16 protein-coding genes are annotated in these 12,526 nt (G+C 47.1%); all 16 read left to right on the plus strand.

Translation table 11 applies throughout. The features are described from left to right. Positions 1-1,396, plus strand: a 1,396-nt coding sequence (locus tag D3P08_RS25015) for an ATP-dependent helicase ComFA (protein ID WP_119602917.1), incomplete at its 5' end; no start/stop codon positions are given. Between the two features lie 4 nt (positions 1,397-1,400). Continuing rightward, positions 1,401-2,339 (plus strand): ComF family protein, encoded by a 939-nt coding sequence (locus tag D3P08_RS25020; protein ID WP_119602861.1) that lies wholly within the window; start codon positions 1,401-1,403, stop codon positions 2,337-2,339. Positions 2,340-2,441: 102 nt separating this feature from the next. Then, the gene (locus tag D3P08_RS25025) at positions 2,442-2,858 is read left to right on the plus strand and encodes a TIGR03826 family flagellar region protein (protein ID WP_119602862.1); all 417 of its coding nucleotides are present in this window, start codon (positions 2,442-2,444) and stop codon (positions 2,856-2,858) included. A 96-nt stretch (positions 2,859-2,954) separates the two neighbouring features. Continuing rightward, complete coding sequence (gene flgM / locus D3P08_RS25030; RefSeq protein ID WP_119602863.1) at positions 2,955-3,233, plus strand: flagellar biosynthesis anti-sigma factor FlgM; 279 nt, start codon at positions 2,955-2,957, stop codon at positions 3,231-3,233. A gap of 17 nt (positions 3,234-3,250) precedes the next feature. Beyond that, on the plus strand, positions 3,251-3,748 hold the full coding sequence (locus D3P08_RS25035; RefSeq protein WP_119602864.1) for a flagellar protein FlgN: 498 nt from the start codon (positions 3,251-3,253) through the stop codon (positions 3,746-3,748). A gap of 15 nt (positions 3,749-3,763) precedes the next feature. Next, on the plus strand, positions 3,764-5,302 hold the full coding sequence (gene flgK, locus D3P08_RS25040; RefSeq protein WP_119602865.1) for a flagellar hook-associated protein FlgK: 1,539 nt from the start codon (positions 3,764-3,766) through the stop codon (positions 5,300-5,302). Positions 5,303-5,328: 26 nt separating this feature from the next. Then, positions 5,329-6,252 (plus strand): flagellar hook-associated protein FlgL, encoded by a 924-nt coding sequence (flgL, locus tag D3P08_RS25045; protein WP_119602866.1) that lies wholly within the window; start codon positions 5,329-5,331, stop codon positions 6,250-6,252. 3 nt (positions 6,253-6,255) lie between these two features. Beyond that, complete coding sequence (locus D3P08_RS27135) at positions 6,256-6,825, plus strand: DUF6470 family protein (RefSeq protein WP_147381853.1); 570 nt, start codon at positions 6,256-6,258, stop codon at positions 6,823-6,825. Between the two features lie 92 nt (positions 6,826-6,917). Further along, positions 6,918-7,361 carry a flagellar assembly protein FliW gene (fliW, locus tag D3P08_RS25055; protein WP_119602868.1) on the plus strand — a complete coding sequence of 148 codons (444 nt, stop codon included), beginning with the start codon at positions 6,918-6,920 and terminating at the stop codon, positions 7,359-7,361. 2 nt (positions 7,362-7,363) lie between these two features. Further along, positions 7,364-7,606 (plus strand): carbon storage regulator CsrA, encoded by a 243-nt coding sequence (csrA, locus tag D3P08_RS25060; protein WP_119602869.1) that lies wholly within the window; start codon positions 7,364-7,366, stop codon positions 7,604-7,606. A 200-nt stretch (positions 7,607-7,806) separates the two neighbouring features. Continuing rightward, positions 7,807-8,574, plus strand: coding sequence for a flagellin N-terminal helical domain-containing protein (locus D3P08_RS25065; RefSeq protein WP_119602870.1), 768 nt, complete (start codon positions 7,807-7,809; stop codon positions 8,572-8,574). A 329-nt stretch (positions 8,575-8,903) separates the two neighbouring features. Continuing rightward, positions 8,904-9,671 carry a flagellin N-terminal helical domain-containing protein gene (locus D3P08_RS25070; protein ID WP_119602871.1) on the plus strand — a complete coding sequence of 256 codons (768 nt, stop codon included), beginning with the start codon at positions 8,904-8,906 and terminating at the stop codon, positions 9,669-9,671. Positions 9,672-9,822: 151 nt separating this feature from the next. Continuing rightward, positions 9,823-10,179, plus strand: a complete 357-nt coding sequence (locus tag D3P08_RS25075; protein ID WP_162848596.1) for a flagellar protein FlaG — start codon at positions 9,823-9,825, stop codon at positions 10,177-10,179. A gap of 18 nt (positions 10,180-10,197) precedes the next feature. Next, positions 10,198-11,676: a flagellar filament capping protein FliD gene (gene fliD, locus D3P08_RS25080; protein WP_119602873.1), complete on the plus strand. Its 1,479-nt coding sequence runs from the start codon at positions 10,198-10,200 to the stop codon at positions 11,674-11,676. Positions 11,677-11,708: 32 nt separating this feature from the next. After that, entirely contained in the window at positions 11,709-12,107 is a 399-nt protein-coding gene (gene fliS / locus D3P08_RS25085) for a flagellar export chaperone FliS (RefSeq protein WP_119602874.1), read from the plus strand. Further along, positions 12,107-12,433 (plus strand): hypothetical protein, encoded by a 327-nt coding sequence (locus tag D3P08_RS25090; protein ID WP_119602875.1) that lies wholly within the window; start codon positions 12,107-12,109, stop codon positions 12,431-12,433. Before fliS ends, D3P08_RS25090 begins: the two co-directional genes overlap by 1 nt. The last annotated feature ends 93 nt before the right edge of the window (positions 12,434-12,526 follow it).

Here is a 12,526-nt window from a genome sequence, read left to right on the forward strand (position 1 = left end):
CCATGGGGGCGGGCGGGCGGACGCCCGGCGCCGGCTGCGCTGCCGGAGATGCGGCAGCGGGGAGGCGCAGCTGCGGCGCACGCCGTGTCTAGCGTGCGGGCGCCTGTGCGCTTATTGCGAAGCTTGCCTGAATATGGGGCGGAGCCGCGAGTGCGAGCTGCTGGTGCTGGGCGTCTACATACCTCATCGGCACCAGCGCCTAACCCCCCCTGCATTCTCATTGCGCGACAGGCTGATGAAATGGAATTTGAGCCCGGCTCAGCTCGATGCGGCCGGGGAAGCGCTTCGTTTTATCGAGTCGTCGCCGTCCCGGGACCTCCCCGGCAAGCCGGCAATCGGAGCCGGAGCGGTTTCATCGGGTTTATCCGGCGAACGTCCGGATATCCGGAACTTCCTGCTCTGGGCCGTGACGGGGGCCGGCAAGACGGAGATGATTTTCCCGCTTGTTGATTCGGTGCTTAGCAGAGGCGGGAGAGCGCTGATCGCTTCGCCGAGAAGGGATGTCATTCTTGAGCTTGACCCGCGTATTCGACGGGCTTTCCCGGAAGCTGAGGTCGTCACCTTATACGGCGGCAGCGAGCAGAGATGGGAGCGGGGCGATATTACGCTGTCCACTACGCATCAGCTGTTTCGATTTCACGAAGCGTTTGACTTGGTCATTCTTGATGAAGTCGATGCGTTTCCCTACCATGGGGATCCGCTATTAAAGTATGCGGCGGATAAAAGCTGCCTGCCCGGAGCGCCTCGTCTGCTGCTGTCCGCGACTCCGCCGCGCGATATGCAGCGTGCGGCGAAGCGCGGCGCGCTTGCGCATGCGCGAGTTCCCGTCCGGTACCACCGTCATCCGTTGCCGGAGCCCAAGCTGATGAACGCGCCAACGGTGAATGCTATGCTTCAGACCGGCAAGCTCCCCGGCGCTCTCATTACCGCGATGCAAAAGTCGCTGAATAGAGGCGCCCAGCTGTTTGTTTTTGTGCAAAAAATTTCACAGGCCGAACCATTAGCGGCGCTAATAAGAAGCAGGCTCCAATGCCCGCATGTCGCGGCAACCTCCTCGCAGGATCCGGACCGGGCCGCAAAGGTTATGAGCTTTCGCAGCTCGGACATTCGCATATTAGTTACGACGACGATTCTTGAGCGAGGCGTCACCATACCCAAAAGCGATGTTTTCATTTTAGATGCGGACGGCAAGCTGTTCGATGAAGCTTCCCTGGTGCAGATGGCGGGAAGAGCTGGAAGGAATGCGGCGGATCCGAACGGATTGGTGTACTTTTTCGCAAAGGAACGTAATCAGTCCCAGCTGCGGGCTTTTAAGCATATTCGCTCCATGAACCGGATCGCTAAGGACAGAGGTTTTTTGCTCGCGTCGACTGCCGCTCCGCGAACAGGGGGGTGAAGCTATGAGGCTCATTCAGCGCATTCAACACTTGTTAGCCCAAACGCAGGCGGTTGGAAGCCGGTCGATCACGTTAATGGCCCCAAGCTTGAGCGGCTGCGCCGTGTGCGGCAAGGCTGTTAACGCAAAAGCCGCGGCGTCAAGGCCGGGCACAAGTTCCTATGCCGGAGAGATACTTCACACTCTGAGGCATTCCTTATGCGCAGCTTGCTGCGACGCCATCCCGTGGCTGGAACGGATCAAATGTCCCATATGCGGCAGGGGCATTTCTTGCGAAGACTGTACGCGCCGTCCCGACCGGCATTTTGTCGTCAACCGCAGCGCGGTTTCGTACGACTCCGTCATGCGCGGCTGGCTCGCGTTGTACAAATACCGGGGCTATGAGCGGCTAGCGCCTGTTCTCGCAGAAATGCTTGTCCCGCCGCTCCTTCGATTAACGAAGGACATTAGCGAGTCCGAGCCGATTCAGCAACAAGGCAAGAGCCGCTTGCGGCGTCTAATATATGGCTTTTTTAATAAACAGCAGCTCAGCGACTACTGGGACGCGATCACTTACGTGCCGATCAGCGCTCAACGGGCGGAGGACCGGGGGTTCAATCAAGCGAAGGAGATGGCCGCACATCTCTCGGAGCGATTTGGCGTTCCGCTCTTTCATCTTCTTGTCCGCGAGCTCCACAGCGAAAAAATGAGCTTCAAATCGCGGGCGGAGAGGCTCCGGGATGTTCGAAATCTTTTTCGTGTGGATGAAGCTGAACTGAGGGAGTTAGAGGAAGGCCCGCTTGCTAAGCAGCTGAGCCCCTATGAACGCCGCCGAGCCCTGCGAATTCTGCTTGTGGATGATATTTATACCACGGGAAGTACCGTTGAGGCTTGCTCCTCTGCGCTACTTCGATCCGCTAATTATGACTTGCGGATATACGTCCTGACATGGTCGCGTTCCTGACAACAATTTCACTAATTTATGTTGATAATGCTAATGAATTTCCTGTCGAAATCCGTTAATATAACTATATAGAGATTTGGACCAGAAGGGGGCTTGGATGCGATGAATTTGGACAACTGTCCTCGTTGCGGAAGGCTGTTTGCCAAAGGAATTAGAGATGTTTGCCCATCCTGCATGAAGGAAATTGATAAAGAGTACCAGCTCTGCGCAGATTTTCTGCGCGAAAATAAAGGCGCGACGATTCATGAAGTATCGGACGCAACCGGTGTCTCCATCAGGCAGATATCAAAATTTATCCGGGAAGGCCGTATTTCCATCGTAAACGCGCCGAACATGTCCTATCCGTGCGAATCGTGCGGAACGTTAATTCGAGACAGCCATCTCTGCGATGATTGCCGCACACGCTTAACGAAGGCGGCAAGAACCCTGCAGGATGACGCTGCTAAATCGGCGCAGCCTGATAAAACACAGAACGTAGGAGTCTCATACCGCGGGTTAAGTGGGTATAAAGACAGATAATTGCTCGATACTATTAAATAAAATATAACGAGAGCCGATAATACTTGTATCAGGTAATCGGCTTTTTTAGTTGCTGATCCCAATGAGGTGAGAACATTGAAGATAAACGAAAGCAATCGCATCGGCGCAACGAATCCATACGCGAAGCAGAACGAGCTGCGCGCGGAGACGGCCAAGAAAGCGAAGAAGAAAGACGAAGTGCAAATTTCGGCTGCGGCTCAGGAGATGCTGACTACGAGCAAGCTGAACAGTTCGGAGCGCGCTGAGCGGATTAATCAGCTGAAGCAATCCGTCGCATCCGGCACATACCATGTGGATGCAGGCAAGATCGCGGAGAAGCTTCTGCCTTTCCTAACGAATAATCGACCACAGTAAGGGCGGAGGAATGCGTAATGTCGATTTCGACCATCATCGATACGCTTCAGAAGCAGCTGAAGCTGTATGAGAAGCTGCTGGAATGCGAGGAAAGCAAGAAGCCTCTAATCCTGAAGAACGAGATCGTCCAGCTTAACGTCATTACGCAGAAGGAGAAGCTGCTGACTGCGCAGGCCGATGAGCTGGAAACGAGCCGTCTATTGATGACAGCCAGGTACTTTAAGGATATCGGCTTCCGCAATCGTTCGGGCGTACTGTCCGATCTGATCAAATCGGTGAACAAGCCGGAGGAGAAAAAACAGCTTATAGAACTTCATGAGCGGCTTACGAGCATTTTGACGAAGCTGAAGCAAGTGAACGAGGCGAATCAGCAGCTCATTAAGCAGTCGCTCGATTTTATTAACTTTTCCATCAACTTAATGATAGAGGATCCGAACGAAGACGTGGTGTATCAGCACCCGCAGCAGCAAATGTACGGCAATAAACGAAATACTTGGTTTGACTCCAAGGCATAATAAGGGGATGAGAGCATGAGATCGACCTTCCACTCGCTGGAGACGGCAAAACGAAGCATATTCACTCAGCAAGCCGCCATTAACACGGTGGGGCACAATATATCAAACGCCAATACGGAAGGATATTCGCGCCAGAAGGTCTCTATGGTCGCAGCTCGCCCGATTGAAGCCTTTGGTCTGAACCGTTCTAACGCTCCGGGACAACTCGGAACAGGCGTTGAGTTTACGTCCATCACGCGTATTCGCAACGCATTCCTGGACAGCCAGTACCGCGAGCAGAACCATGGCGTTGGCAGCCTAGAAATTCAAACCGATACGTTGAGCAAACTGGAAGGCTTCGTGCAGGAACCTTCGGAAACGGGTATTCGCACCGTTCTCGAGAATTTTTGGAACGCGTGGTCGGATCTCAGCAAGGATCCTGAGAATGTAACGGGACGGGAGATTTTACAGGAGAATGCGGTATCGTTAGTGGAGACGTTCAACGAGCTCAGCCGCCAATTGACGGACTTGAATGCCGACTTGACCTCCAATATTGACGTGAAGGTATCGCAGGCGAACTCGCTGCTTCAAACGATTTCTTCGTTGAACACGGAAATCCGGAAAATCGAATCGCTTGGCGACGATGCGAACGATCTTCGCGACCAACGCGATCTTATGACCGACCAGCTTTCCAAAATCATGAACGTCAACGTGGCGGAGACGGATCTAGGCTATACGATAACGCTCGGCGGAGCAGCCTTGGTTGAGGGCGGTACGGTAACGCCTGTTACAGCCGATTCATTGGAGGATGCTTATCTTGGAGGAACATTGATCGGCGGCGAAGTACATGGCATGATCGTTTCCCGCGATAAATATGTAACCGAGTTCCAACAGCAGCTGGATACGCTGGCGAACACGCTGGCTAACGGTGAATTCACTGTTACTGTTCCTGCGGGCTGGGTGAAGCCGGGCACGACAACCCCGACAACTGCCGATGAAGTGGTGACAGTTAAGGGGATTAACGGCCTGCATAAATTAGGGTACACGTTGGCCGACCCGGCTGCGGCGGGTGAAGATTTCTTTACGTTTAAGGCTGGAGCCACAGGCATCACGGCTGCAAGCATTCAATTGAATCCGACTATTGCAGCGGACGCAAATAAAATTGCGACGTCTCTACGGACATCGACGGATACGGCAACAGGCGTTACATCCGTCATTAAAGGCAATAACGGCCTAGCGCTTCTTATGTCCGAGCTTAAGGACGTTAAATTCGCCTTCGACGAGACGGCAACAGGCGGCGGCGTAACTTCCGCGACTGTAAACGACTTCTACGGCGCCGTTGTCGGCGCGCTGGGCGTTCAAAGCCAGGATGCGAAGAGAATGCTGACGAACTCGCAGACGCAGCTTGATCAAGTCGATGCCAACCGCGAATCGATAAGCGGCGTTTCCCTCGATGAAGAGATGGCGGATCTGATCAAATATCAATATGCATACAGCGCCTCAGCGCGTTTCATGACGACGTTCGACGAAATGCTGGACAAGCTGATCAACGGAACCGGCACGGTAGGCCGATAATCGATAAGAATAAGGAGGTTGCTTAGATGTCATTACGTGTAACGCAAGGCATGATGCACATGCAGCTGATGCGCAACTTGAACCGCAACTTGTCCCAAATGGAGCAGCTGCAGCAGCAAACGACGACAGGCCGCAAAATCAACAAGGCATCCGACGATCCGGTCGGCATTACCTATTCTTTGCGCTACCGCGCCGAGCTATCCGCAAATGAACAATACCAGAAGAATGTGGATTCGGCGTTATCTTGGTTAGATTTCAACGATACGGTACTTTCCCAAGCGGGAGATGTGCTGGAGAGGGTAAAGGAACTCGCAACACAGGCTTCAAACGGGACGAATCCTGATGTCGCGCTTACGAATATTAAGAGTGAAGTTGAGCAGTTAAAAACTCAACTTATAGATATTGCGAATAGTAAAATCAATGGAAAATATGTGTTTAACGGTGAAAATTTCAATCAGATCCCATTCGATAAATCTAAACCCGGATTTAACGCCAGAATGGTTTCTGGAGACAGCGGGACTATTGAATATGCAGTTGGGAATCAAATTAAACTGGATATTAATCTAACCGCAGAACAAGTTTTTGGAGCAGCAGATTTGTCAACGTCAGGCACAGGAGATAATGTGTTCTCTGTCCTCGATCGTATTATCAGTGCTCTAGGTTCTACTGATTACGCGGGTGTTGCTGCTGAATTGCCAAACATTGAAAAAAGCGCGGACCGATTCTTGAATGCACAAGCGGAGATTGGCGCACGCGTAAATCGGGTTGAATTAATGCAGAACCGTTTATCGGATATGGAAATTAATTTAACAGATCTCCAGTCTAAGGTTGAAGATGCGGATTTTGAGAAGCTGCTAATCGATACCCAAATTAACGAAAATATTTATCAGGCTTCCTTGTCGGTAGGCGCTAAAGTCATAAAACAATCGTTGGTTGACTTTTTAAGATAGCGTATGAGATTACCACAACTTCAAATCCATTCTACCCCTGCGCGTATCGGGATCGAGAGTCGGTTAGGTCACTATGAGATTAAACAGTCGCCGGCAACTGTTCGGATCAACTCCACAGATGCGGTAGTTCATATCGATTCTGAGCCTGCGGTTGTAATCGTTGATCAATCAAAGACTTGGGAAGCGTTGACAGGTGGAAAGCCCATGCCTTTTTGGAATCGCATATATAACCAAAATGGGAAATATGCTATAGATGCTATTCAAGCGACAGTGCAAGAATACAACCGAATTGGCAACATATTAGCTGAGGGTAATCCAATTGCTGATCTTGCAAAGGAAAGTATGACAAAGGAAAGACCTAAGCTTAAAATTTTTGGACCGGCTACGCCAAACAATGTTGACTATAAGCCAATACTAAAAAATCCGGAGATTGAGGTGGATTTAGGCGGTGTAGATATCAGTGCACAGCCAAATCGTCCGGAAATCGAATATAGGCGGGGTTATGTCCGGACTTTTATGGAGCAGTACCCGTCCGTCAAAATAACGGCACCCAACATTGATATAACTTTATAGAAAACAATGGATAATGGATCATAATGCGTGGAAAGCTGTAGAATCGACTGCCGATACTATAGCTTTTTATATTAATTGGAGTGTGATCAACTATGATTTTGGAAACGACCAGATTTGGCCAATATGAATACCAGGCTGAAGATGTGCTTCATTTTGAAAACGGTATTCCGGGATTTAAGGATCATCGAGAGTTCTTGCTGATAGAAGATAATGAAAGTCCGTTTATGTACTTACAGTCAATCAAAGACGGAGGGCTTGCTTTTATCGTCGTATCGCCATTTGATTTCTTTCCCGAGTATGAGTTTGAATTGAATGATCTAATAAAATCGGAATTAGATATCAAATCCGAGAGTGATTTGAGGATATTGAATATAATAAGTGTTCGCGATGAGTTGGCGTCTGCTACGATCAATTTGGCGGCACCGGTTGTTGTAAATGTGAGAATGAAACAAGGAACCCAATATATTTTGGCTGATGGATCCTATTCGATTCGACAGCCGTTATTCTCCCCTATTATAGGGTCAAGGAGGGCTTAAAAATGCTTGTTTTAAGCCGCAAAAAGGGCGAGTCTGTACGAATTGGAGAAAACATCGAAATTTCGGTTCTAGAGGTTTATGGCGATACAGTGAAAATCGGCATATCCGCTCCTTCTGAAGTCGGCATTTTGCGTAAGGAGCTTTATGTATCCGTTGAGGAAATGAACAAAAGCGCCAAGCATTCGGAAATCAGCGCTGGAGATCTGAAGTCACAGTTCTACAATTTTCAGAAGAAAAAAGAGTAAAAATTATAGGACCTAGGTATTGCACGAACGCCATCGATACGAATGGCGTTTATTTTCTTTCGAAAAAATGTTTAATAGCTATAAAGCTGTTTAATTAATGATCCGATAAATAGAATAGAGCTGATAAAGGGCGGCCGACCTGGTTCAGCATACCACAAGGATGTGGGCATCAATCAACCAACTTCAGGGAGGAAATTATAATGCGTATTAATCACAACATTTCTGCTTTGAACACTCATCGCAACATGGGTATGAACAACGTTGCTTCCGGCAAATCGATGGAGAAACTGGCTTCCGGTCTTCGTATCAATCGTGCAGCTGACGACGCTGCAGGTCTTGCGGTTTCCGAGAAAATGCGCGGTCAAATCCGCGGTCTTGAGCAAGCTCAAAAGAACGTTCAAGACGGTATCTCCTTCGTACAAACAGCTGAGGGCGCAATGAACGAAGTAAGCTCCATGCTTACTCGCATGAAAGAATTGCTGGTTCAGTCCTCCAACGGAACTTATGAAGCTAGTGACGTTTCGAATATCAAGCTTGAGATGAGCCAATTGGGCAACCAAATTGACGACATCATGGAGAACACGAAGTTTAACGGTAAAAATATTCATGCTGGCGCTGATATTGCTTCCGATGCTGACGCTACAGTAATTTCGATCGGCACAATTGGAACAAGCTCCTTCACTGGCCTGAGTGCTGCAACGACTCTGACAGAGGTTGACACAGCTATTAAATCCGTTGCGCTTGAGCGTGCTAAACTGGGTGCTGTACAAAACCGTCTTGAGTACACTTCGAACAACTTGGGTACAACAGTTGAGAACCTGACGGCTTCCGAATCCCGTATCCGTGACACTGACATGGCCAAAGAAATGGTGAACCTGACGAAGAACAACATTCTTCTTCAAGCTTCCCAATCGATGTTGGCGCAAGCGAACTCGCAGCCACAAGGCGTATTGTCCCTGCTTCAATAATATACGATTCATTGCGAAACCCGCGCACGATTCAAGTGCCGCGGGTTTTTTTTCATCATCCAAGTGCATGATCATTTCCTTATAAGTAGAGATTAGTTGAATTCAAAGTCAGATATATTGTGTAGAGTATGGACCGGCTAAGTGGTAGCTATACAGGAGTAACCACAGCATTTCAACGGTTGATATCACACAAGAGTTTTTTTGAAAAACTATAAACTCCTTCGTTAAATAACCGATAAATAGAATAGAGCTGATAAAGGGCGGCCGACCTGGTTCAGCATACCACAAGGATGTGGGGTTTATTAACCAACTTCAGGGAGGAAATTATAATGCGTATTAATCACAACATTTCTGCTTTGAATACTCACCGTAACATGGGTATGAACAACGTTGCTTCCGGCAAATCGATGGAGAAACTGGCTTCCGGTCTTCGTATCAACCGTGCGGCTGACGACGCTGCTGGTCTTGCGGTTTCCGAGAAAATGCGCGGTCAAATCCGCGGTCTTGAGCAAGCTCAAAAGAACGTTCAAGACGGTATCTCCTTCGTACAAACAGCTGAGGGCGCAATGAACGAAGTAAGCTCCATGCTTACTCGTATGAAAGAATTGCTGGTTCAGTCCTCCAACGGAACTTATGAAACTAGCGATGTATCGAACATTAAGCTTGAGATGAGCCAATTGGGCAACCAAATTGACGACATCATGGCGAACACGAAGTTCAATGGCATGCAGATTTACAGTGGTGCTGACATCGCTTCCGATGCGGATGCTACAAAAATTAGCATTGGCGACATTGCTACTGGCGATTTCACAGGCTTGTCTGCTACAACGTCTTTGACTGATGTTGATACAGCAATCAAATCCGTTGCTCTTGAACGCGCTAAACTGGGTGCTGTACAAAACCGTCTTGAGTACACTTCGAACAACCTGGGTACTACGGTTGAGAACCTGACAGCTTCCGAGTCCCGTATCCGTGATACGGACATGGCCAAAGAAATGGTGAACCTGACGAAGAACAACATTCTTCTTCAAGCTTCCCAATCGATGTTGGCACAAGCGAACTCGCAGCCACAAGGCGTATTGTCTCTGCTGCAATAATCATTTTTTCAAAAAAAGAAGCCTTAGCTTGTCTAAGGTTTCTTTTTTTTATATTTTTTATTTAAACTAATGGAATTCGGTCTAACAAACATACAAGAATAGACCGATATTATTATCATAAGAAGGACTTTGAATCGGGGTGGAAATGATGATGAATATAACATCGGTAAACACTTCGGCGGTATTTACATCTGAGAAAAGTACTGGTAGCGGACCGACGAAAGAAGCTATGACGGCAGCAACGATTTCAGCTCAAACAAGTCATCTTGTTGCTCATGGCGCAGCGGATGAACAAAGCAATAAAAATATAGAACGATTCTTAAAGTCCTTAGAGAGTGCACAAACAAAGGTAGAACGCTCCGTGCACGAGGAAACAAATCACATTATGTACAAAATAAAAAATAGCGAGACAGGCGAAGTCATTCGAGAAATACCAGAAGAGAAGCTGTTGGATATGGTTGCGAAAATGGTTGAGCTAAACGGACTGATTATTGATGAAAAAATTTAGTGGAATAAGGAGGCGCTTATGAGACTTTCGGGATTTGCATCGGGTTTAGATGTCGACAGTATGGTTAAGGAGCTAATGAAAGCTCGTCGGACAACTTACGATAACATGGTAAAGAATCGAACAAAGGTAGAATGGCAGCAAGAGGACTATCGGACCATGAGTTCAAAAATCGTAGATTTTCGGAACAATAAGTTAGCTTCATATAACTTGTCGAATGCCATTAATGCAAAAACTTCTGAGGTAAGCGGTGAAACAAACGCTCTTACTATGAATTCTACGGGTTCGAAAGCAGCAGGCGGAATTAATGTTACTGTCACTGAAGTCGCGACGGCTGCCAATACGATCTATGAATTTAATAACAAGAATGGCGGGGTTGAAAAAACGCTTGGCGAGCTGGGCTTTGCATCGGCAGATGCTGACAATATTGTTGTGAAAATAAATGGTGTTGAGATTAAAGCCGCGAAAACAGGAACGTTAAGCGATCTAGCAGCAGCTATTAATGCAAAGAGCAGCACAGCAAAGGCTTCGGCTCTATACGACGCTGCATCGGGCAAGTTCTCTATAACAGCGACAAAGACAGGAGTGACAGACCCGGGTACAAACACGGGACTAAATATCGAGGGCTTCTCGACCGACATTGGTGCTGCATCAGAATTTATTAAATCTGTAGATGATACCAATAAAGGAAAAAATGCCGAAATTACAGTAAACGGAATCAACTATAAGCAAAGCAGCAATCGTTTTTCGATCAATGGATTTGATTTTACTGTCAAAGCAAAAACAACGACTGCCAATGGGGCTTCTATTACAGCAGTTCAAGATACGAATAAAATCATGGAGACGATTAAATCGTTTGTTAATGACTACAATAGTTTAATTAGTACTATCGGTAAGGAACTTTCTGAAGCTAAGTATCGTACTTATGCACCATTGAGTGCTGATGAGAAGAAAGAAATGTCCGATAAAGAGATTGAGTTATGGGAAGAGAAGGCAAGAAGCGGAACGCTCAGAAATGATAGTACGTTAAGTAAATTTGTTAATGAACTTCGTTCAACAACTCTTTCACTTGTTAAGGGCATCAAGCTTCCTGATGGCACTTCCGTGTCGATCGGTATTACGACAGGCAGCTATACGGAGAAGGGTAAATTGGTTTTAGATGAGACGAAGCTTAGAAGCGCACTAGAATCGAACCCAGAAGAAGTAACAGCACTTTTTTCAGGCAGTACTGGCGTGTTTTCCAAAATGAGGGACTCCGCTATGACCGCTTTGACGAGTCTGCAAGAAAGGGCTGGAACATCGCTTACAAGCTCGGACCCGTCATCGAGCTTCATGGAGAACTCATTGTTAAGTAATCAAATTAGACAGATGAAGTCCCGTGAGGATTTGCTTCTTGACCGATTGAAGAGGCAGGAAGACCAGTACTATAAACAGTTTACCGCAATGGAGACAGCTATAAATAAATATAACTCGCAAGCATCAACATTTAGCAGTTTCTAATTCGTTTCTAAAAGCTAGAAGGAGTGGTTTTCTTGATAAACTCGCCGTATCAGAAATATCAACAATCATCCGTTCAGACAGCGACCTCTTCTCAGCTTGTTATTATGCTGTATGAAGGCGCCATTCGATTTACAAAGGCAGGAATCGAAGGTATTAAAAAACGTAATTATGAGATGGCCAATAATAACTTAAAGAAGGCGCAAGCGATAATCCATGAACTTATTGCTTCACTTAATCATAATTATGAAATATCCAAAAATCTAGTTGTAATCTATGAGTATATGTTACACCTACTTATACAATCAAATGTCAAGAAAGATGAGGCCTTGGCTAACGAAGTATTAGAGCACTTATCTGAGCTTAGAGAGGCTTGGAAACAGGCCGCGAAACAGTCAGTAGGCCAATTGCAGACCGGAGCTGGAAGTTTCTAATGTCAATAACCATAGCAAAGCTGTATGACGAAACGTTAGAATATGTGAAAAGGTTAGACTCCACCACGTATGAAGAGTCGATTTTATTAGTCGACTTACGTGATATGGTTTTGAATGAATTGAAAAAGGATATCGTTCTAACAGAGGACGAGAGAAAAATGCTTCGTCAAATTGGCGAGTTTGACAAAGCAATTTTAGCGAGATTCACAGAATTAAAGGATGAAGCATCCAATGCCATGCAGAAAATAAACGTAACTCGGATGCAAAAGCAAAAATACGAGCAAGCCTATGCCCCTCAAAGTTATTTCGTAGATTATAAAGAATAAGCATTAGGACAACCAAACCGTCGGAAATGACTCCGGCGGTTTGTTATCATTTCAGGCTGTTAAGTACATGCTATCATTAACCGATATTATTGA

Origin of the sequence: Paenibacillus nanensis, assembly GCF_003583765.1 — a bacterium.
Taxonomy (GTDB): domain Bacteria; phylum Bacillota; class Bacilli; order Paenibacillales; family Paenibacillaceae; genus Pristimantibacillus; species Pristimantibacillus nanensis.